The sequence below is a fragment of the Anoxybacillus flavithermus genome (genome assembly GCF_002742685.1).
Lineage (GTDB): Bacteria > Bacillota > Bacilli > Bacillales > Anoxybacillaceae > Anoxybacillus > Anoxybacillus flavithermus_E.
The window spans coordinates 31,159-52,373 of sequence record NZ_PEDM01000011.1; the positions used below are offsets into that span (position 1 = coordinate 31,159).

Annotated in this window: 30 protein-coding genes; 28 read left to right on the top strand and 2 right to left on the bottom strand. The window is 41.2% G+C overall.

The window, feature by feature from the left end; genetic code table 11:
- Nucleotides 1-100: 100 nt before the first annotated feature.
- The 3 genes from CS060_RS06900 to CS060_RS06910 are packed head-to-tail and all read left to right on the top strand — an operon-like array spanning nt 101 to nt 2,159.
- Nucleotides 101-1,048, top strand: a complete 948-nt coding sequence (locus tag CS060_RS06900) for an MBL fold metallo-hydrolase (protein ID WP_035047828.1) — start codon at nt 101-103, stop codon at nt 1,046-1,048.
- Nucleotides 1,045-1,830, top strand: a complete 786-nt coding sequence (locus CS060_RS06905) for an SDR family NAD(P)-dependent oxidoreductase (RefSeq protein WP_035047825.1) — start codon at nt 1,045-1,047, stop codon at nt 1,828-1,830. Before CS060_RS06900 ends, CS060_RS06905 begins: the two co-directional genes overlap by 4 nt.
- Before the next feature lie 11 nt (nt 1,831-1,841).
- Nucleotides 1,842-2,159: an iron-sulfur cluster biosynthesis family protein gene (locus tag CS060_RS06910; RefSeq protein WP_099668810.1), complete on the top strand. Its 318-nt coding sequence runs from the start codon at nt 1,842-1,844 to the stop codon at nt 2,157-2,159.
- A 31-nt stretch (nt 2,160-2,190) separates the two neighbouring features.
- Here the strand turns inward: CS060_RS06910 and CS060_RS06915 are convergent, their stop codons facing one another.
- Nucleotides 2,191-2,397 carry a CDGSH iron-sulfur domain-containing protein gene (locus tag CS060_RS06915; protein WP_035047823.1) on the bottom strand — a complete coding sequence of 69 codons (207 nt, stop codon included), beginning with the start codon at nt 2,395-2,397 and terminating at the stop codon, nt 2,191-2,193.
- Nucleotides 2,398-2,551: 154 nt separating this feature from the next.
- Here CS060_RS06915 and CS060_RS06920 point away from each other — a divergent pair, with 154 nt between their 5' ends.
- Nucleotides 2,552-2,791: a YqkC family protein gene (locus CS060_RS06920; protein WP_035047821.1), complete on the top strand. Its 240-nt coding sequence runs from the start codon at nt 2,552-2,554 to the stop codon at nt 2,789-2,791.
- A 191-nt stretch (nt 2,792-2,982) separates the two neighbouring features.
- Nucleotides 2,983-3,183: a DUF3886 domain-containing protein gene (locus CS060_RS06925; protein WP_035047819.1), complete on the top strand. Its 201-nt coding sequence runs from the start codon at nt 2,983-2,985 to the stop codon at nt 3,181-3,183.
- A gap of 20 nt (nt 3,184-3,203) precedes the next feature.
- Here CS060_RS06925 and CS060_RS06930 read toward each other — a convergent pair whose 3' ends face one another.
- Nucleotides 3,204-4,118 carry an aldo/keto reductase gene (locus CS060_RS06930; protein WP_035047817.1) on the bottom strand — a complete coding sequence of 305 codons (915 nt, stop codon included), beginning with the start codon at nt 4,116-4,118 and terminating at the stop codon, nt 3,204-3,206.
- Nucleotides 4,119-4,215: 97 nt separating this feature from the next.
- On the opposite strand from CS060_RS06930, the gene CS060_RS06935 reads away from it, so the two are divergent.
- The 23 genes from CS060_RS06935 (at nt 4,216) to spoVAD (ending at nt 21,213) form a co-directional block, all read left to right on the top strand.
- Nucleotides 4,216-4,755, top strand: coding sequence for an NUDIX hydrolase (locus CS060_RS06935; RefSeq protein WP_099668811.1), 540 nt, complete (start codon nt 4,216-4,218; stop codon nt 4,753-4,755).
- A gap of 83 nt (nt 4,756-4,838) precedes the next feature.
- Nucleotides 4,839-5,483: a stage II sporulation protein M gene (gene spoIIM / locus CS060_RS06940; protein ID WP_035047815.1), complete on the top strand. Its 645-nt coding sequence runs from the start codon at nt 4,839-4,841 to the stop codon at nt 5,481-5,483.
- Between the two features lie 104 nt (nt 5,484-5,587).
- Entirely contained in the window at nt 5,588-6,040 is a 453-nt protein-coding gene (gene fur, locus CS060_RS06945) for a ferric iron uptake transcriptional regulator (RefSeq protein ID WP_035047813.1), read from the top strand.
- Nucleotides 6,041-6,135: 95 nt separating this feature from the next.
- Nucleotides 6,136-6,348 (top strand): YqzK family protein, encoded by a 213-nt coding sequence (locus CS060_RS06950; protein WP_035047811.1) that lies wholly within the window; start codon nt 6,136-6,138, stop codon nt 6,346-6,348.
- 7 nt (nt 6,349-6,355) lie between these two features.
- Nucleotides 6,356-7,252 (top strand): site-specific tyrosine recombinase XerD, encoded by an 897-nt coding sequence (gene xerD, locus CS060_RS06955; protein ID WP_099668815.1) that lies wholly within the window; start codon nt 6,356-6,358, stop codon nt 7,250-7,252.
- A gap of 158 nt (nt 7,253-7,410) precedes the next feature.
- On the top strand, nt 7,411-8,592 hold the full coding sequence (deoB, locus tag CS060_RS06960) for a phosphopentomutase (RefSeq protein ID WP_035047809.1): 1,182 nt from the start codon (nt 7,411-7,413) through the stop codon (nt 8,590-8,592).
- 13 nt (nt 8,593-8,605) lie between these two features.
- Complete coding sequence (locus CS060_RS06965) at nt 8,606-9,430, top strand: purine-nucleoside phosphorylase (RefSeq protein WP_035047807.1); 825 nt, start codon at nt 8,606-8,608, stop codon at nt 9,428-9,430.
- An 18-nt stretch (nt 9,431-9,448) separates the two neighbouring features.
- Nucleotides 9,449-10,750, top strand: coding sequence for a pyrimidine-nucleoside phosphorylase (locus CS060_RS06970; protein ID WP_035047805.1), 1,302 nt, complete (start codon nt 9,449-9,451; stop codon nt 10,748-10,750).
- 93 nt (nt 10,751-10,843) lie between these two features.
- Entirely contained in the window at nt 10,844-11,485 is a 642-nt protein-coding gene (locus CS060_RS06975; RefSeq protein WP_099668812.1) for a stalk domain-containing protein, read from the top strand.
- A 15-nt stretch (nt 11,486-11,500) separates the two neighbouring features.
- On the top strand, nt 11,501-11,779 hold the full coding sequence (locus CS060_RS06980) for a hypothetical protein (protein WP_035047803.1): 279 nt from the start codon (nt 11,501-11,503) through the stop codon (nt 11,777-11,779).
- Nucleotides 11,780-11,781: 2 nt separating this feature from the next.
- Nucleotides 11,782-12,711: an FAD:protein FMN transferase gene (locus tag CS060_RS06985; RefSeq protein ID WP_035047801.1), complete on the top strand. Its 930-nt coding sequence runs from the start codon at nt 11,782-11,784 to the stop codon at nt 12,709-12,711.
- Nucleotides 12,712-12,714: 3 nt separating this feature from the next.
- Nucleotides 12,715-13,254, top strand: a complete 540-nt coding sequence (locus CS060_RS06990; protein WP_099668813.1) for a ferric reductase-like transmembrane domain-containing protein — start codon at nt 12,715-12,717, stop codon at nt 13,252-13,254.
- A 6-nt stretch (nt 13,255-13,260) separates the two neighbouring features.
- A complete protein-coding gene (locus CS060_RS06995) occupies nt 13,261-13,941 on the top strand; it encodes a response regulator transcription factor (RefSeq protein WP_035047798.1) in 681 nt (226 codons plus the stop codon).
- On the top strand, nt 13,934-15,235 hold the full coding sequence (locus CS060_RS07000; protein ID WP_231563586.1) for a sensor histidine kinase: 1,302 nt from the start codon (nt 13,934-13,936) through the stop codon (nt 15,233-15,235). The genes CS060_RS06995 and CS060_RS07000 overlap by 8 nt, the downstream gene beginning before the upstream one ends.
- A gap of 16 nt (nt 15,236-15,251) precedes the next feature.
- Nucleotides 15,252-15,803, top strand: coding sequence for a hypothetical protein (locus CS060_RS07005; protein ID WP_035047793.1), 552 nt, complete (start codon nt 15,252-15,254; stop codon nt 15,801-15,803).
- Between the two features lie 121 nt (nt 15,804-15,924).
- Nucleotides 15,925-17,082, top strand: a complete 1,158-nt coding sequence (locus CS060_RS07010; protein ID WP_099668814.1) for a D-alanyl-D-alanine carboxypeptidase family protein — start codon at nt 15,925-15,927, stop codon at nt 17,080-17,082.
- Between the two features lie 100 nt (nt 17,083-17,182).
- Complete coding sequence (gene spoIIAA / locus CS060_RS07015; protein ID WP_035050090.1) at nt 17,183-17,533, top strand: anti-sigma F factor antagonist; 351 nt, start codon at nt 17,183-17,185, stop codon at nt 17,531-17,533.
- Nucleotides 17,534-17,974, top strand: coding sequence for an anti-sigma F factor (spoIIAB, locus tag CS060_RS07020; RefSeq protein ID WP_035050092.1), 441 nt, complete (start codon nt 17,534-17,536; stop codon nt 17,972-17,974).
- A gap of 13 nt (nt 17,975-17,987) precedes the next feature.
- On the top strand, nt 17,988-18,725 hold the full coding sequence (sigF, locus tag CS060_RS07025; RefSeq protein ID WP_004889712.1) for an RNA polymerase sporulation sigma factor SigF: 738 nt from the start codon (nt 17,988-17,990) through the stop codon (nt 18,723-18,725).
- Between the two features lie 81 nt (nt 18,726-18,806).
- Complete coding sequence (locus tag CS060_RS07030) at nt 18,807-19,427, top strand: stage V sporulation protein AA (protein ID WP_035050094.1); 621 nt, start codon at nt 18,807-18,809, stop codon at nt 19,425-19,427.
- A complete protein-coding gene (locus tag CS060_RS07035; protein ID WP_035050095.1) occupies nt 19,417-19,836 on the top strand; it encodes a stage V sporulation protein AB in 420 nt (139 codons plus the stop codon). The genes CS060_RS07030 and CS060_RS07035 overlap by 11 nt, the downstream gene beginning before the upstream one ends.
- 11 nt (nt 19,837-19,847) lie before the next feature.
- Nucleotides 19,848-20,192 (top strand): SpoVA/SpoVAEb family sporulation membrane protein, encoded by a 345-nt coding sequence (locus tag CS060_RS07040; protein ID WP_035050097.1) that lies wholly within the window; start codon nt 19,848-19,850, stop codon nt 20,190-20,192.
- 13 nt (nt 20,193-20,205) lie between these two features.
- Nucleotides 20,206-21,213 carry a stage V sporulation protein AD gene (spoVAD, locus tag CS060_RS07045; protein ID WP_035050099.1) on the top strand — a complete coding sequence of 336 codons (1,008 nt, stop codon included), beginning with the start codon at nt 20,206-20,208 and terminating at the stop codon, nt 21,211-21,213.
- The last annotated feature ends 2 nt before the right edge of the window (nt 21,214-21,215 follow it).

Consider the following 21,215-nt stretch of genomic DNA (forward strand, 5'->3'; position numbering starts at 1 on the left):
ATAAATAAATAAAAATAAATGACAAACGAAAAAAATAAGTGTAAACTGATAAACAGACGAAACGAAAAGTTATGATGATATAATGAAGGAGCCGAAAAAAATGGAACAGTTGCATCGCATTGTCGTCCCAACGCCATTTGCCGTTGGCGATGTCAATATGTATATTGTCAAAGGAGACCGTTTAACGCTTATTGATGCTGGGGTGAAAACGGAAGAAGCATGGCATGTCTTCGTTCGTGAATTACGCGCACTCGGCTATGAACCGGAAGATATTGAGCAAGTCATCATTACTCATCACCATCCCGATCACGTCGGTTTACTCGACTATTTACCATCGTCGCTTCCTGTTATTGGCCATCGCAAAGCGGCCCCTTGGATTGCAAAAGATGCTGCTTTTTTTGCATGGCATCAACAATATTTTGAGCAATTTTTAATTGAATGTGGAATTGGTGAAGAAGGAATAGCGAAACTTGGGAACTTTCGACGTTCTCTCCGTTTTTCGTGCGAGCGCTCGCTCACTCAAGAGGTGAAAGAAGGAGATATGATCGAAGGATGGACAGTGATCGAAACGCCAGGTCACGCGCAAAGTCATATTGTATTATATCGGGAAGCAGACGGCTTGATGATCGGAGGAGATCATTTGTTAGCGACCATTTCATCCAATCCGTTGTTAGAGCCGCCTGCGATCGGTGAACAAGAGCGCCCAAAACCACTTTTGCAATATAACGATTCATTAAAAAAACTACTGAATTACGACATTGCCACAATTGTTACAGGACATGGAGAAGATGTGACAGATGTTGCATCACTGGTCGAAAAGCGGCTTGAAAAACAAAAAGAGCGTGCACAATACGTATGGCAATTGTTAAGTGAAAAACCAATGACAGCATTTGACGTATGTCGCGCGCTTTTTCCGTCCGTATATGAACGTGAATTTTTATTGACGATGTCCGAAACGATCGGTCAACTCGATTATTTAGAAGCAATTGGAGCAGTGAGAAAAGAAAAAGACGGTCAAATATATATGTACGAAGTGGTGAGATCATGAAGCTAAAAGGGAAATACGTCGTTATTACAGGAGCGTCGAGCGGCATTGGCGAACAAATTGCATACGAAGTAGCGAAGCGTGGAGGAATACCGATATTGCTCGCCCGCTCAAAAGAAAAGTTGGCGCAAATCGCGCAACATATTGAACAAACGTACGGCATGTCTTGCTTATATGAACAGTTAGATGTCAGTAACCAAGAGGAAGTAGATGTTGTATTTGATCGATTACTCGCGTCTGTCGATATCGATATTCTCGTCAATAATGCTGGGTTCGGTGTGTTTCGATATGTCGAGCATATCGATCTCTCGGAAGCGAAGCAAATGTTTGATGTCAACGTGCTTGGATTGATCGCATGTACAAAAAAAGTGTACACACATATGATGAAAAAACGATCGGGACACATTATTAATGTCGCATCTCAAGCAGGAAAAATGGCGACGCCGAAATCGAGCGTATATGCTGCAACAAAACATGCTGTCCTTGGATTTACAAATAGCTTGCGAATGGAAGCGTCCATGTACGGCATTTATGTGACGGCTATCAACCCTGGACCTATTGAAACAAACTTTTTTACTGTTGCTGATACGTCTGGAGAATATGTGAAAAACGTGAAACGATGGATGCTTCGCCCTGAATTTGTCGCAAAGCGCATCGTTGATGTGATGCTTACTCCGACGCGCGAAGTGAACTTGCCGTTTTGGATGCATATAGGAAGTCGATTGTATCAATTGTTCCCGGCGCTTATCGAAAAAGTCGGAAAACAAGCGTTTTTAAAAAAGTAAGCGAGGTGTAAATGGTGAAAATTACGATAACAAAACGAGCAATCCAACAGCTTCATCGTGTTCGTGGAAACAAGCACGTCAAGCTGACATACGATACAGATGATTGTGGATGTGCTGTAAATGGAGTGCCTATGTTACTGCTTGTCGATCAATTAGACGAACATGATGTAGCGATTGAAACAAACGATATGCCGATTTGGCTGGAAAAACATCGGCTCATTTTTTTTGATGAACAAATGACGATTGATGTTGTCGATGGAGCAGGCTGTTTTCAATTAAAAAGCCCGAATCAAATATTGAATCCGCGCATGTCGCTTATGGAGCGCTAACAAAGTAAAAAGCCCGGAATAAAAGCCGGGCTTATTCGTTTTTCGGTGCGCGAACAACTGATTCAAATTTTCCTTTATGGGCAGCATCACAAAACGGCATGTTTTGTGAGAGCCCGCAACGACAGAGGGAAAATGTTTCTTTTGTTTCAAACTTGTTTCCTTCCATATCAATTAATTCAACATCTCCGGTCACACGAAATGAACCGTTATCCATCACTTTAATTTGCACTTTCGCCATATATTCCACCTCCTTGTATACCTTATATCGTATATACTATCTTGTTCCTATAGAGATCGCAACTTTTTTTGTTTTAGAAGTGCTCTTTTCTTATTTTACAATATTGGGTTAAAATAGGGATGTATACGTAATTGACATAGAAAGAGTGATAGTTGTGAATGATCAAGTGAACCGTCTTCGGAAAATAGCAAAAGAAAAAACATGGGTGTCGTTTTTGTACAATAACCATCCATATAGCTTACTTCATTGGTCCGTTGCAGGATTTTCAAACGACGAACGGGATGTTTGGTTACTGCAGGATGAGATGACATTTGAAACACAATCGTTCGTACAGTTAGATGAAGCGCTTGCGTGGATCGAACAACATATGCCGCGTATTACAGATATTTTGTAAGGGGACGAGTGCCCCCCTTCTTATTGCGGAGAATTTTGACGCTTTGTCGGATGAATCGCTTTTTCTAATTCCTCTTTAGCAATCACAGGACGAACGGTATCGGCTGTCGTTTTTCCTTTTTGGCTTTTATTTTTTGTCATGACAGTTCACTCCTTTACGTTTGTTCTTTATTAGTTTGGAGAAAGAGAGGGATGTTTATGCTAAAAGATCGATTAAATGAGCAATTGGTCGAACAGCTTAAGCAAAAACAAAAGCAACTGCAAGAGGAAGAACAAAAACGAAAAGAAGAAGAGGAAGCAAAGCGGAAGGAAGAAGCTCGTAGGCGAGAAAAAAATAAAACGTTTGCCGAATGGTTAGAAGAAAGTGACTTAGATTGGCGAAAATTTAAATAACCGAGGGCGAACACCCTCGGTTACCGATGATCAGTAAACATCGTTTGTTTTGTAAGTTGTTTTAATAAAGCCATTTGTTCATCGCTCAATGTGACTGATTGAGCAGCGACGTTTTCGATTAGTTGCGATAATCGGCTTGCGCCTGGAACGACAGTGGCAACTGCATCATGAGCTAAACAAAAACGAAGGGCAATCGTTGTAAGCGTTTCGTTCGGAGCAACCGCTTTTAATTTTGGAATGAGCGTCACTAACTCGGCAAATGAATAATCGACATAGCCGTGTTGTTTCGTATTTTCGCTTGCTCGTTCGATCGGACGTTCAGTTAATAATCCTTTTGCTAGCGGTCCGCGAGCAATGACGCTAACGTGATGTTGCTTCAAAAGCGGAAACCATTCTTCAGCACGGCGATCAAGTAAACTATACGGCATCATAATAGAAACGATGCGCGAGCGTTTGACGTATTCGCGAATGACGTTTGGGCGCATAGAGGAAATGCCGTAATAGCGAATCACGCCTTCTTGTTGCAATTCCTCAAACGCCTCAATTGTTTCATCGATCGGATCATCAATTGTCCCACCATGTAGTTGATATACATCAATATAATCGGTTTGTAATCGTCGCAGGCTATGCTTCACCGCTTCTTTTATATATGCTTTTGACGGATCCCACATCCAGCCATCTCCTTGTTCTGTCCAACGATTCCCTACTTTCGTTGCAACGATGACATCGTGGCGTTTCCCTTTTAGCGCTTTTCCAACAATTTCTTCATTTAGCCCACGATCATATAGATCGGCTGTATCGAAGTAGTTGACGCCTTGATCGATCGCTTCGTGAATGATACGAATTGCCTCGCTTTCCGATGTACCGAGCGACATACATCCAAACCCAATTTCACTCACATATAAGTTCGAATGTCCGAGCTTTCGTTTCTTCATGTTCCCACTCCTTTTTCATCATTATAACGAATAAGTTTTCCATTTGTCTTTGTTCATGTAGTACAATGGAAATGAAAAATGACATGGTGGTGAAAAGATGGATCATTTATATGAAAAAACGATAAATCAAAAGCGCATTTTTTCTGGAAAAGTGATTGACGTATATGTGGAAGATGTGTTGTTGCCAAACGGAGAAACGAGCAAGCGTGAAATTGTCAAGCATCCTGGAGCGGTTGCGGTGCTTGCGATCACAGAAGAAAATAAAATTGTGCTCGTTCGTCAATATCGAAAAGCGTTGGAGCGAGTGCTTGTTGAAATTCCAGCAGGAAAGCTAGAAAAAGGGGAAGAACCGCTTGAAACAGCGAAACGTGAACTCGAGGAAGAAACGGGATACGTATGCGAGAAAATGGAGCCGCTTCACTCTTTTTACACTTCCCCAGGATTTGCGGATGAATTAGTACATATATTTCTTGCTAAAGGACTAACGAAAAAAAGCGAAAAGCAAATGCTCGATGATGACGAGTTTGTCGATGTGCTCGAAGTGACGTTAGAAGAAGCACTAAACATGGTCGAAGAAAAGCAAATTTACGATGCAAAAACGATTTATGCTCTTTTATATTGGCAATTGCAGGCGTAAAGCGGTCATCCCGACCGCTTTTTGTCATATCACGCTCCTTTTCCCATACAATGTAGTAACAGAACGTGTAGGGGGATGGAGCGATGAGAAAGCGATCATGGACGACAACATGGGGCCAGCATGTACAAGAGCATTATACGACATATGTGTTTACCGTCGTTCTTTTTGTGATGGGCGTTGTTTTTGGCGCGATTGTTGTCAATAGTTTAAGTTTCAACCAAAAACAAGATTTATATTATTATTTAACGAATTTTTTTGGACAAGTGTCCGCGGGACATATTGCAAGTGCGCATGACGTATGGAAAGAAAGTTTTTTACAAAATTTAAAATATATTGGGTTGATGTGGATTTTAGCAATGTCGCTTGTAGGGTTACCACTTATTTTAATTTTATTATTTTTAAAAGGGCTTGTTGTCGGTTTTACTGTTGGATTTTTAGTTAATCAAATGGGATGGAACGGATTTTTGCTAGCTTTCGTCTCCGTCGTCCCACAAAATATTATTCTCGTTCCCATTTTTATTATAATGGCCGCTGTATCGATTTCATTTTCTTTAAAAATGATTCGACATCAATTTGTGAAACGAACGAACGAACCAATTTTTCGAGCGATGCTTCGCTATACGTTTGTCATGTTATCGTTTAGCATCGCATTAGTGTTTGCATCTTCACTTGAAGCATACGTATCCCCGTTGCTCATGAAAGAAGTTGTTGAATTAATAGAGAAATAATTATTATTTAATAATCATTTTATTTATCAGTTTATAATCATTTTATTTTGACACGTTCCTTTCTTTTGTTATAATGAGAATGAGTAACGAGGGAGGGAATAACAATGGAAGGTCGCCTTGAACGAATTAAAAAACAATTGCATGCCGCAAGCTATAAATTAACGCCGCAACGGGAAGCGACGGTACGTGTGTTGCTTGAACATGAGGAAGATCATTTAAGCGCGGAAGATGTTTACCTCCTCGTGAAAGAAAAAGCACCGGAAATAGGGTTAGCGACAGTATATCGCACGTTGGAGCTATTAACAGAATTGAAAATTGTCGATAAAATTAACTTTGGGGATGGCGTTTCCCGCTACGATCTTCGTAAGGAAGGTGCGGCGCATTTTCATCATCATTTAGTGTGCATTGAATGTGGAGCGGTCGATGAAATTCAAGAAGATTTATTAGAAGACGTTGAAGCGATTGTAGAGCGGGATTGGAATTTTAAAATTAAAGATCACCGTTTAACATTTCACGGCATTTGTTACCGTTGTCAAGAGAAGCATGAAGAACAGTAAACCTTTTCGTCTATGAAAAGGTTTTTTCATTTATGTATAAAATGCGATGAAACGGGCATATCCTCTTACTATATGACAGTTGACGGAGGTATGCGATGAGAAGAATGGTTGACGTGCTAAAAGTGTTTCTTTTATTTACGGGATGTACGATTTTATTTTATTATAGTATTGTATGGATGAGCGAGGAATATAACTATTACCGTCGTTACGACGAGCCGATGGGATCAGCTGTGAAAGTATCAACGACGGAACGACAAGAAACGAGTTGGCTCGATCGACTGTTGTTTTTTTATCAAAACGGGGAGTAGGATGCGTGTGGAAGATCAAGTAAAAGATTTTATTCACTATTTAATTGTAGAACGAAATTTAGCTCATAACACGATTGTGTCATATGAGCGCGACTTAAAAAAATATGTTCAATATTTGCAAAAAGTCGAACAACTGTGTAGTTGGAACAATGTAACCCGTTTTCATATTATGCAATTTTTAAAGTTTTTAAAAGAAAAAGGAAGCTCACCAAAAACGATTGCGCGCCATCTGGCGTCTGTTCGGTCATTTCATCAATTTTTATTACGTGAAAAAGTAGTCGACCAAGATCCGACTGTTCATATTGAAACACCGCAACTGCCGCGAAAATTGCCAAACGTGTTGTCGATGGCGGAAGTTGAAGCGTTATTGGAAGCACCGAAACAAAATACCCCATTTAGCATTCGGGATAAGGCGATGCTAGAGTTGCTGTATGCGACCGGTATGCGCGTGAGCGAGCTTATTCAATTAAACATATCCGATGTTCATTTAACAATGGGGTTTATTCGTTGTTACGGAAAAGGGCGAAAAGAGCGCATCGTTCCGATTGGGAAAATGGCGACAGAAGCATTAAAACGGTATATAGAACAAGGTCGTCCAGAGCTGTTGCAACGAAAAAAAGGAACGACAGACGCGTTATTTTTAAATCATCATGGTGAGCGTTTGACACGACAAGGATGTTGGAAAATTTTAAAACGACTCGCTCAAGAAGCAAACATTCAAAAACAATTAACTCCTCATACGTTGCGTCATTCATTTGCGACACATTTATTAGAAAATGGGGCAGATTTACGAGCGGTGCAAGAAATGCTCGGGCATGCCGATATTTCAACGACGCAAATTTATACGCACGTCACGAAAACGCGTTTAAAAGACGTGTACAAGCAGTTTCATCCGAGAGCATAAAACTGTGACGATGATTTGTCACAGTTTTTTTATTGCAATTCATTATGAAAACGTTTTATAATTTAGTTGTCAGACTTCTGACAAATATGAACGATGCGTGATTTTGTTTTATGGTGGGTATGCTATAAAGCGAATGAAGCGATTGAGGAGGTAAAAAGGTGAAGCCTACATATAAACGTGTATTTTTAATTGTGATGGATTCAGTTGGAATTGGCGAAGCGCCAGATGCTGAAAAATATAATGATAAAGGTGCAGATACACTTGGACATATTGCCGAACATCGCGGCGGCTTGAACATGCCGAACATGGCGAAGCTTGGGTTAAGCAATATTCGTGAAATAAAAGGAGTGGCGAAAGCGGACAAACCGCTTGCGTACTATACAAAAATGCAAGAAGCGTCGGCTGGAAAAGATACAATGACAGGACATTGGGAGTTAATGGGGCTTCGCATTGATACGCCGTTTCAAGTATTTCCTGACGGATTTCCAAAAGAGCTGATTGATGAATTAGAAAAACGAACAGGAAGAAAAGTGATTGGGAATAAACCAGCAAGTGGCACAGCGATTATTGATGAGCTCGGCCCTGAACATATGGAAACAGGTGCGCTTATTGTATATACGTCAGCCGACTCAGTGTTACAAATCGCAGCGCATGAAGAAATTATTCCGTTAGAAGAATTGTATCGTATTTGTAAAATTGCGCGTGAATTGACGCTTGATGAAAAATATATGGTCGGTCGCGTCATTGCTCGTCCATTCATCGGGAAGCCAGGAAGCTTCCAACGGACAGCGAATCGTCACGATTATGCGTTAAAACCGTTTGGTCGTACGGTAATGAATGAATTACAAGATGCAGGTTACGACGTGATCGCCATCGGTAAAATTGCTGATATTTACGATAACGAAGGTGTGACACAAACGTTGCGCACAAAATCAAATATGGACGGAATGGACAAATTAGTCGATACGTTACAAATGGACTTTACAGGGCTCAGCTTTGTGAATCTTGTTGATTTCGATGCATTATACGGTCATCGTCGCGACCCAAAAGGATACGGAGATGCGTTAGAAGAGTTTGATGCCCGTTTACCAGAAGTGTTTGAACGTTTAAAAGAAGACGATTTATTAATTATTACGGCAGACCATGGAAATGACCCGATTCATCATGGAACCGACCATACGCGCGAATATGTTCCCCTTCTCGTTTATAGTCCGAGCATGAACGAAGGAAAACAACTTCCGTTGCGTGAAACGTTTGCAGACGTTGGAGCAACAATTGCGGAAAACTTTCGTGTAAATATGCCGAAATACGGAACGAGTTTTTTACATGAGTTGAAATAAGGAGCGTGACAAAATGAATCGAGCAGCAATTGAACAAGCGGCACAATTTTTAAAAGAAAAGTTTCCAACTTCACCGCAAATCGGCTTAATTCTTGGTTCTGGTTTAGGTGTGTTGGCAGATGAAATTGAACAAGCGATTAAAATTTCGTACAGTGATATTCCAAATTTCCCTGTATCGACAGTCGAAGGGCATGCCGGTCAACTTGTATATGGCCAGTTAGAAGGTGCGACTGTCATCGTGATGCAAGGGCGATTCCATTATTATGAAGGGTACAGTTTTGAAAAGGTAACATTCCCTGTACGCGTGATGAAAGCGCTCGGTGTTGAACAATTAATTGTGACAAATGCGGCAGGCGGTGTAAATGAATCGTTTGAACCAGGCGATTTAATGATTATTTCAGATCATATTAATAACATGGGTGGCAATCCGCTGATCGGTCCGAACGATGCTGCACTTGGTGTGCGCTTCCCAGACATGTCGGAAGCATATAGCAAACGACTTCGTCAACTCGCGAAAGATGTGGCGAATGAAATTGGATTGCGTGTGCGCGAAGGGGTATATGTCGCCAATACAGGTCCAGCATACGAAACACCAGCAGAAATTCGTATGATTCGCGTCATGGGCGGCGATGCAGTCGGTATGTCCACTGTGCCTGAAGTGATCGTTGCTCGCCATGGAGGAATGGAAGTGTTAGGCATTTCGTGCATTTCCAATATGGCTGCCGGCATTTTAGATCAGCCGCTCACACATGATGAAGTGATCGAAACGACAGAAAAAGTAAAAGCTGACTTTTTACGATTTGTAAAAGCAATCGTGCGCAACATGGCGAAAAAATAAACGAGAAGGTGAATGGCGATGAGAATGGTCGATTTAATTGAGAAAAAACGAGACGGTCATGCGTTAACGAAGGAAGAAATTCAATTTATTATTGAAGGCTATACAAAAGGTGACATTCCTGACTATCAAATGAGCGCACTAGCGATGGCGATTTTTTTCCGCGGCATGAACGAAGAAGAGACGGCGGAATTAACGATGGCGATGGTACATTCAGGTGATACGATTGACCTTTCAAGAATTGAAGGAATTAAAGTTGACAAACACTCAACGGGCGGTGTGGGTGATACAACAACGTTAGTGTTAGGTCCACTTGTTGCATCTGTCGGCGTTCCGGTTGCAAAAATGTCTGGTCGCGGCCTTGGTCACACAGGCGGAACAATTGATAAACTAGAATCTGTGCCAGGATTTCACGTTGAAATTAGCAACGATGAATTTATTGAACTTGTAAATAAAAATAAAATTGCGGTTGTCGGTCAGTCTGGCAACTTAACGCCAGCCGATAAAAAATTGTATGCGCTTCGCGATGTAACAGCAACGGTCAATAGCATTCCGTTAATCGCTTCATCGATTATGAGCAAAAAAATTGCAGCCGGTGCAGATGCGATCGTGTTAGACGTAAAAACAGGTGCGGGCGCGTTTATGAAAGATTTAAACGATGCGAAAGCATTAGCGAAAGCGATGGTCGATATTGGAAACCGTGTTGGACGTAAAACGATGGCGATTATTTCCGATATGAGCCAGCCGCTCGGTTATGCGATCGGAAACGCCCTCGAAGTAAAAGAAGCGATCGATACGTTAAAAGGGGAAGGTCCAGAAGATTTACAAGAGCTTTGCTTAGTGCTTGGAAGTCATATGGTATATTTAGCGGAAAAAGCATCTTCGCTTGAAGAAGCTCGTCATATGTTAGAAAGAGCAATGAAAGATGGCTCCGCACTTCAAACATTTAAAACGTTTTTAGCTGCACAAGGTGGCGATGCATCTGTCGTTGATGACCCAAGCAAATTGCCACAAGCGAAATACGTCATTGAACTTGAAGCAAAAGAAGATGGATACGTATCAGAAATTGTCGCAGATGCAGTCGGAACAGCAGCAATGTGGCTCGGTGCCGGTCGTGCAACGAAAGAATCGACAATTGACTTAGCGGTCGGTTTAGTGCTTCGTAAAAAAGTTGGCGATGCCGTGAAAAAAGGGGAATCGCTCGTTACGATTTACAGCAACCGCGAACAAATTGATGATGTAAAACAAAAACTATATGAAAACATTCGTATTTCAGCGACACCAGTTCAAGCACCAACATTAATTTACGATAAAATTTCGTAACCTGAAGGATTCGTTCCTTCAGGTTTTTTCATTTTCTTTTCATAATAAATGTCTACAATAGACGTAAAACGGTGTAAATAAGGAGGAATAGCGATGAGAAAGGCAGTCTTTTTCTTCGCCGTATGTATGCTTATGTTTAGTGCTTACAGCTTCGCATCTTTCGTGTACGCTCATGACAACAAGTATAAAAAGAACGATCACGAGGAACACGAGTTTGAGGATGAATATGAACAGTACGAAGATGATGGATACAAAAAACGTCATTTTGAACGTGAAGATGACCGATATGAGGGTGTCAAAGATGTGAAAGAAACGATGGTGAGAAAAGAGTATTGGTACAAATGGTCGAGATATCCAGAAATGCTAAGCGAATATGAAAACACGCCGATAAACAATCGACAGACGATTACAATCGCTATGTCAGCGAAAAATCCTATTCATGTTGTAGCTGTTCCGATGAAAGGGCAAATATTCGTTCCGCTTGAAGAAACGGCGAAATATATCGGCGCTTCTGTTACAGTTTATTCGCGCTCGCAAATTGCTGAAATTCAGTTTAGCGAACATCACTTAATTGTTAAAAATGGAACGAGAGTCGCTTACGAGATGATGAAAAAAACGCCAATGCCTCTCCCTTTATTTTCGGAAGGTGGAGAAATGTACATTCCAATTAGCGTGTTGGCAAACGGCTTAGGATTCGAAGTGCGATGGATGGGACAACAAATCGAACTATATTGATATGGAGGAATAAATATGAGTACGAACAAATGGGTAAAGTGGGTTACAGGATTAGGAAGTGTTGCGGTTTTTACAGCCTGCCTCCGGCTTGTGAATGAGCCATTAAATGATCCGTCTCAATTGCAACGTACGATTGCTGAAGAAGTCAATGAGCAACGCGAAAAGCAGTTAATAGCTTTAGATTGGGAAGAAGGAAACTGGGATGTTCAATATTCGAAAGAAGCGATCATAGTTACGCCAAAAGAAGGAAGACAATCTTTACCGCCAGCTGAAAATCGAACGAGGAGATCGTAAAGATGGAGAGAAAACAGTCGATCACTTTTCACGGCATGGGAACGACGATCAAAATTGAGGGGAGTTGTTCACGCCAAGCGAACGATTGGCAAACACAGATGCGGGAATGGTTTGCCACTTGCGAAGCGATTTGCTCACGTTTTCTAAGCAATAGTGAACTGACGAGACTAAATAAAGCGCAAGTAAACAGCGTGATTGCCATTCACCCTATTTTATATGACGTCTTACATATTGCGTTTGAATATGCGATACGAACGCAGTTTCGTTTCAATCCGTTCATCGGGACTGTTTTAAAAGAAATGGGATATGTTCACTCTTTTCAAAAACAAATGACCGTGCATTCATACGAAAAGAAAGTACATCGTATGCCATCAAGTCTTTCGCTTTCTTTTTTACCACAGAATAAAGCTGTAATGAAACATACGATGGATGAAATAGATCTCGGTGGGATCGGAAAAGGCTGGAGCGTTGATCAAGCGTATGGACAATTAAAACGTTTGGGGATGGATGATGGGCTTATCGATGCAGGCGGCGATATGTTCATATGGGGAGAGTCGCAAAAAACAATTGGTATCGCAAATCCGTTTAGCGAAAATGAAGATATCGCCCATTTTATTATGTCAAACGGAGCTGTTGCAACATCAAACGTTTTGTATCGAAGCTGGAAAATGAATGGTCAAACCGCTCACCACATTATCGATGGACAAACGGGTCAAAATCCACGTAGTGATGTTGTGCAAGCGACAGCTTTTGCTTATAGCGTTATAGAAGCTGAAGTGATTTCCAAAGTGTTATGTATGTTGCCGGCAAATGAAGGCATTCGATGGTTGAATGCTTATTTTCCGAATGCTGCTTGCGTCATTGTGAAGCAAAATAAGCAAATGCTCATGTCCCCTTCAATCGTCAAACATGTCGATAAGATGGTGATTTAAACGATGACTATATTTTCTACTTGGGAGTGGATTCGCGGTGCCGGGTTGGCGGCATATTGTCTTCTTTTTTTATCCGTTTGCTTCGGGTTTGTGCAGCAAATGAATATTGTCTCTAAACAAGTTCGTCTTATTATTCTTCTCGCTCATCAAACGTTCGGATGGTTCGCTTTTCTAATCGCTTTTTTTCATGGGTTGTTGTTGCATTTTGATTCATACCAACCGTTTTCTTGGCGAGAAATTTTTATTCCGTTCGTAGCTTCATATCGCCCTTTCGCAACAAGTTCAGGGATCGTATCGTTCTATTTTATGTTTCTTATCTTTGTGACAAGTGATCTAGTGAAAAAGGTAGGAAGGACAATATGGAAAGTTGTTCATTTACTTATTTTACCTGGCTTTCTTTTTGCGGCTATCCACGGTATACTCATTGGAGCAGATACGAATGAACGATGGGTAACGATCATGTACACAGCGACGTTATGCTGTTTTTTTATCATTCTTTCATTCCGTTTACTTTACGCAGTCAACAATCGTCATAGGGGGTAAAGAGGGATGTACATTTTACTCGCAGAAGATGATGAGCGGCTTGGTAAATTAATTGTTCATATGTTGAAAAAAGAAAATTATGTAGTCGATTGGGTGACAAATGGAGAAGATGCGTACTTTTTTGCGAAACAAACTACTTACGATCTCATCATTCTTGATTGGATGATGCCGTATCAAAGCGGAATTGAGATTTGTAGAAAGTTGCGTAAAGAGAGGTTTAACGGCGCGATTTTAATGTTAACAGCGCGAGATGGTATTGAAGATAAAGTAATGGGGTTAGATGATGGAGCGGATGACTACATTGTCAAGCCGTTTGAGTTCGCTGAACTTTTTGCTCGTATTCGTGCGTTATCGCGGCGAGCTGTTCAGCCTTTTCAAACGGAGGAGCTATCGGTTGGAAATATGTCGCTTCTTTTGCATGAACATGCCATTCGAAAAGGTGATAAAAAGATTCCATTGACTGCTCGAGAATTTCAGTTAATGGAGCTTTTCATGCGCCATCCGAATCAAATTTTGCGACGTGAAGTGATGATTGAACGAGTTTGGGGATTAGACACAGAAATTTCAAACAACAATATCGATTCATTTATTCGCTTACTGCGAAAAAAATTAGAAGACGACGGAACACTCATTCAAAATGTGCGAGGGGTAGGGTACAAGTTTAGCCATGGGCAATCGAATGTTTAAGCAAATGCGGTTTCGTCTAACGTTGTTATTTACAAGTTTAATGGTTTTTTTTCTTATTTCTTTCATAGCTATTAGCTATATCGTTGGTTCTGCCCTCATCATCACGAAGCAAGAACAACAAGTCGTTGCATTGGCCGAAGAAGAATATAAAGAACATCGCTCCGAACTTTTGTATTTACATAACCGGCCATATGCGATGCATACGAAAAAGAATACGGTCGATTATCGCGCAGAAATTCCGATGTTTTATTATGTTGTCACGAAAGATGGGAAAATTATTAACGGTGATGAGTCTTTACCCGAAATTCGCAAGCAATTAATTCGTTTTATCGCTGATTGGATTCCGCGGGATGGAGAAGTTCGACGCGAAACGATGAACATGGCCGATGGAACAACGATTTCGTTTCTTCTATCAGGAAAACCCGTTTTTCAAGACGGTGTACACATCGGAACGATTTATACAGGAACGAATATTACGACGCAAATGGATATTATCAAGGTGCTAGTAATCGCATTAGGCATCATTGCTGTCTTATTTATTGGGCTTTCGATTTGGCTCGGATATTACATGTCTGGAAAAGCGATGATTCCGATTGTAAATGCGTTTCAACGCCAAAAAGATTTTGTGACAAATGCTTCTCACGAACTTAGAACACCGCTAAGCATATTACAATCTTCGATTGAAGTGATTGAAGTGGAAGAGCGGAAAAAACTAAGCGACTTTTCTTTGCAAATATTTCATGACATGAAAGATGAATTAAAGAGAATGACGAAACTTGTTCACGATTTGTTGTTGCTCGCCCGTTTCGATGCAAACACAATTTTCCTTACAAAAGAGCAATTTGCATTAGCCCCAATGATTGACGAATGGATGAGAAAATGCCGAATGTTAACTGAAGAAAAAAAGATTACATGCGATGCGAGTGTACCACAGCATGTCGTGATCTACGGAGATAAAGAAAGAATTGCACAACTATTGTTTATTTTGCTTGATAACGCGATAAAGTATAACGTAGAAAATGGGGAGATAACGATTACGGTTCGTGATGATAAAGGCAAGGTGGAAATTGAGGTGAGCGACACCGGAATAGGGATCCCACCGGAACACCAGCCTTTTATTTTCGAGCGTTTTTACCGTGTTGATCAATCGCGATCGCGAAATTTGCAAGGAAATGGCATCGGACTTTCGATCGCCAAATGGATTGTCGATGCCCACGATGGCACAATCACTGTGCAAAGCAAAGTAGGAGAAGGAAGTCGGTTCATTATCACACTTCCACAAATACATGCATAAAACGGAGGGAAAATAAATGGGAAGACGAGCAAGTTCGATTGTTATGATGTTGTTATTTTGTTTATCTCTTTATTTTGTAGCGTATTCGTCGCATATTGTTTTAGCTGATGATGACGATAAAACAGAGTTTCATGAGCAATATGGCGAGGGCAAAGAAGAAGTGTTCGAAGAAGCTGGGGAACTGCTAGGTTGGGGATCTGTAATGGTCGCTTCTTTTGCTGGGATACTTTTTCCTTTCAGACGTCAAGCAAATCATTTTTTAAAAATGTTCCCCAAAAGTCAATCGATCGTTATTTTTATGTTGAGGATATTAGGGAAATGGCACATAAGAGCCGGTATCATTGCTTTTCTTCTCATGCTCTCCCACGGTGTGCTAATGTATATATCCGAAGAAAAGCTAGAAATAAGGGAGTATGTTGGCGGTATTGCAACGATGCTAATAGGGATGGCGGCACTTGTTGGATTTATTCTTTTAAAGCAAAAAAGAAATGGTTTTGTTCGGGCTGCACATATTAGTTTGCTATCGATTGCTGGAATATTGACTGCCATTCATATTGCATTTTCGTGAATGTACAAGTCGGACGTCCTATATACAAAAGGATGATCCGACTTTTTTTCATTCGTTGTAGTTGTATATAAAAAATAAAAAATGGAAAGGATGGCAAGTATAAAGAAATGGAGGGTTGGAGATGAAGCGATTTTTTTATGTGCTTGTCATCACGTTATTATTTTTCCCGATCGTATCTGTGCATGCGGAACAACCGAAAATCGAATTGGCAACAGAGGCGCGATCAGCCATTTTAATTGAACGAGACACAGGGGCTATTTTGTATGAAAAAAATGCCCATGAGCCGCTCCCACCAGCGAGCATGACGAAAATTATGACGATGCTTCTCGTTATGGAAGCGATTGATCAAGGGAAGCTAAAGTTAGACGAACGGGTGCGCGCAAGTGAATATGCTGCATCGATGGGCGGATCGCAAATTTTTCTTGAACCAGGAGAAGAAATGACGGTTGACGATTTGCTAAAGGGTGTGGCGATCGGATCGGGCAATGATGCGTCTGTTGCGTTAGCGGAACGAATTGCGGGATCAGAAGAAGCGTTCGTTCATATGATGAACGAAAAAGCAAAACAGCTCGGTTTAAAGCATACTGCATTTGAAAATACAACAGGTTTACCAGCGAAAAATCATTATAGTACTGCATATGATATGGCGATTATGGCCAAAGAGCTATTGAAATATGATTTAATTACAAAATATACAGGTACGTATGAAGATTACTTACGAGAAAATTCGGATAAAAAATTTTGGCTCGTTAATACAAATCGGCTTGTAAAATTTTATCCCGGTGTTGACGGATTAAAAACAGGCTATACGAGCGAAGCAAAATATTGTTTAACAGCGACGGCGAAAAAAGGAAATATGCGCGTCATTGCAGTCGTGTTTGGGGCGCCAACGCCAAAGTCGCGGAATGCACAAATTACAAAAATGTTAGACTATGCATTTAGTCATTATGAAACGAAGCCGCTTTATAAAAAAGGCGAAACAATTGCGCTGCTACCTGTCAGCAAAGGAAAGAAAAAATCGATTGCAGCTGTGACATCTGAGCCAGTTTCTGTTTTGTTGAAAAAAGGCGAAAAATCAGAAGCGGTGAAAACAACGTGGAGGTTAAATAAAAAAGTGAAGGCACCTGTCAAAAAAGGGGACGTGCTAGGTACGCTCGTTGTGAAAAAAGATGGAGCGGTTATCGCGAAAAGTCCTTTAGTGGCGAAAGAGCAAGTAGAAGAAGCAAATATGTGGGAATTGTTTAAACGAATGTTTAGTACCTTCTCCCGCACTTCTTGACGAAATAGGACGAATGACGACTAGTTTTGTCAGTAAGAAGGATTGACGCATAAACAAATCGAATTCTTCCTTAACCTAAACGGATAAGGGGGAAACGATAGTGAGTTTATCGATTCAGTTAGAAGTGAAACAACACGTATTGCTTGTTCGATTAGCTGGCGAACTAGATCATCATACAGCTGAACAGTTGCGCGCAGCTGTCACTGATGTATTAGAACGCGAACGGATTAAAGCAATCGTTTTAAATTTGAATGAGTTAACGTTCATGGATAGCTCAGGATTAGGTGTTATTTTAGGAAGATATAAACAAATACAACGTATGGGTGGAGAGATGGTTGTTTGTTCAGTTTCTCCATCAATTAAACGCTTATTTGATATGTCAGGGTTGTTCAAAATTATTCGTTTAGAAGTGAATGAACAATATGCATTACAAACGTTGGGGGTGGCGTAAATGAGAAATGAAATGCACCTTCAATTTTCCGCCCTCAGCCAAAATGAATCATTTGCTCGTGTGACGGTTGCAGCATTTGTAGCGCAACTTGACCCAACGCTCGATGAGTTAACGGAAATTAAAACGGTTGTATCTGAAGCAGTAACGAATGCGATTATTCATGGCTATGAAAATGATCCAAACGGTGTTGTCTATATTTCTGTCATCATTGAAGGGCATACCGTTCATTTAACGATTCGTGATCACGGAAAAGGAATTGAAAACGTGGAAGAAGCGCGACAACCGTTATTTACGACAAAGCCGGAGCTTGAGCGTTCTGGTATGGGATTTACAATCATGGAAAACTTTATGGATGAAGTGAACATTTATTCCAAAGTGAATGAAGGAACAACGGTGGAGTTGATTAAGCATTTAACGAAAAGCAAAGCGCTATGCAATTAAGGGAGACGTGCCTATGGATGTCGAGGTACAAGCTGTCAAAGATCATGAAATCAAAGAGTTGATTCGAAGAAGCCAGCAAGGCGATCAGCAGGCGCGCGATGAGATTATCGAAAAAAATATGCGGCTTGTCTGGTCGGTCGTGCAGCGGTTTTTAAACCGCGGATACGAACCTGAAGATTTGTTTCAAATCGGTTGTATCGGTTTAATGAAATCGGTCGATAAGTTTGATTTATCTTACGATGTCAAGTTTTCAACGTATGCGGTACCAATGATTCTTGGGGAAATTCAACGATTCATTCGCGATGATGGGTCTGTCAAAGTGAGTCGTTCATTAAAAGAAATTGGCAATAAAATTAGAAAAGCAAAAGACGAATTATCGAAACAAAACGGTCGTGTTCCAACGGTGAATGAAATCGCACAGTTTTTGCAAATTTCACCTGAGGATGTTGTACTAGCGCAAGAAGCTGTCCGTTCACCGACGTCCATTCATGAAACGGTGTACGAAAACGATGGTGATCCGATTACGCTGCTCGATCAAATTGCGGACGAGCAAGATGTTTGGTTTGACAAAATTGCATTGAAAAAGGCAATGGAAGAGCTAGATGAACGTGAACGGCTCATCGTCTACTTGCGCTATTATAAAGACCAAACCCAATCAGAAGTGGCAGCTAGATTAGGCATCTCTCAAGTGCAAGTGTCTCGTTTAGAGAAAAAAATATTGCAACAAATGAAAGCTCGAATGGACGAATAAGTCTGTTCGGGCTTTTCTTATGCATATAGAGAACGGTCATATGTCATACTACGAATACAAAGATGGAAGCAAGGTGTCAGTATGAAAGAAACGATTTTTTTGAAAATGCGTCATCGCATTCAAGTACAACCGAACGCAACGATTCGGGTAGGAGATGTAGCACAAGTCGTCGCAAACAAACGCATCGATGATATTGTAAAAACTCCTATTTATACAGTGCAAAAGAAAGATCGTAACATTGTCATTATCGACGTGATGCATGTGATGAAAGCATTAATGGCCGTTGCGCCGCATGATGATATTCAGTCGCTCGGACCGTCACAAACGATCGTTGAAGTCGTTTATGAAAAAAAACGATGGGGCTATTTATATGTTCCAATCGTTTGGCTTCTTTTATTTATCGGATCGGGGCTTGCGATTATGAATTTTCACGAAGATGTGAGCATGCAACAAGTACAACAACGGCTGTATCGGGTAATCACAGGAAAAGAAGTAGACAAACCGTTATGGTTTCAAATTCCGTATTCACTCGGATTGGGGATTGGTATGATTTTATTTTTTAACCATTTTTTCAAAAAACGAATTAATGAAGAGCCGAGCCCGCTTGAAGTTGAAATGTTTCAATACCAACAATCGCTCGATCAATATGTCATTATGCATGAAAATAAAGAGGCGATGAGGCGAATGGACGATGATTCGTGAATTCATTGTAGCATTTGTCGGATTAGCAGGGGGATTAGCTGTCGGTTCTGGTTTTGTCGCATTTTTAACTGTTCTTGGCGTCATCCCGCGCTTAACACAATTAACTAAAACAATGAAATGGATTGCAACGTACGAATGGGGCGTTGTACTTGGGGCAGTGGTAAGTAGCTGGATGAGCTTGCGCGATCCTCTTTTTTCTTTTCCTCCTATTTTGGCAAGCGCTATTGGGTTGTTTAGCGGTGTATTTGTTGGCATGCTTGCAGCAGCATTAACGGAAGTGTTAAATGTTTTTCCGATTTTAGCTAAACGGCTCGGCATTGACGAACAAATTGTCGTTTTACTCATGGCAATGGTACTTGGTAAAGTAGCAGGTTCTCTTTTTCATTGGATATATTTCGTGAATCAATAGGAGTGAAACAGATGGGAAAAGCATTTTTGTTCGGAGGTTTTATTGCTGTCATTGGACAAGCGCTTATCGATATGTACAGCATATGGTTCCAGATGGATGAAGCAGGAGCCGTTCGCTGGATGAATGGTACGCTCATCGTATGCGCTGCGATATTTACGCCAACCCGATTTTATCGCCGATTGACGCAATTTGCAGGGGCGGGGATGATCGTGCCAATGATGAGTTTAGCAAACATATGGAGCGCTAGTGCCCTTGAGTATCGGAATGAAGGAGCAGCAGAACATATGCTTTCTGTTGGGGGGAGCATCATTGTCACGTTAGTTGTAGCATCGTATGTTGCAACTTTATTTTTGTGAGGGGGGGGTTTAGATGAAAAAAGTAGGGGAACAAACGATTATGTTTGATACTAATATTTATATCGAATCGGTCGGCACGGTTGTCGGCCCGAAAGAGCTTGAAGGTCCACTCGGTCCAACATTTGATCGAGCTTATGACGATTTATATTGCGAGGAACAAAGTTGGGAGCTCGCAGAACGGCGGTTGATGAAAGAAGCGATTACGATTTGTTTAACAAACGGAAACGTACAAACAAAAGACATTGACTTATTTATTGCGGGGGATTTACTGAATCAAACGATTACTGCAAATTATGTTGCAAGTGAATTAGACATTCCTTTTTTAGGAGTATTTAGCGCTTGTTCAACGATTACGGAAGCGATGCTCGTGGCTAGTACGTTTATTGATGGCGCATTTGCTCATCGTGTGTTAGTTGCAACAAGTAGTCACTACGGTGCAGCCGAGCGACAGTTTCGTTTCCCGACGACAATCGGTGTTCAAAAAGGGGGAAGTGCATCGTGGACGGTGACAGGGGGAGCGGCAGCACTATTAAGTACGACACGTTCCCCTTTTCGCATTCGCGCCGCAACGATTGGTCGGGTCGTCGATAGTGGGGTGACGGATCCACTCGACATGGGACGAGCGATGGCGCCGGCGGCGTTTGCGACGATTAGGCAGCATTTGATGGACTGTGGACTTTCGAGCGAAGCGTATGATGTGATTATCACAGGGGATTTAGGAAAAGTCGGAAGTAGTGAATTGAAGTCGTTATGCTATGACGCGGGTATGAACTTAAGCGAGCGATATGATGATTGTGGTGTGCTCATTTACGATGCGGAACAACAAGCGTTTGCGGGGGGGAGCGGATGTGCATGTTGTGCTGTTGTGACGTATAGTTATTTCCTTAAGAAAATGAGAGAGAAAAAAATAAAGACGATGCTCGTTGTAGCGACAGGAGCATTGTTTAATAGTACGATGGTGAAACAACATCAAACAATTCCAGCGATCGCACATGCGATTGCCATTGAAGCGGTGACGTAAAA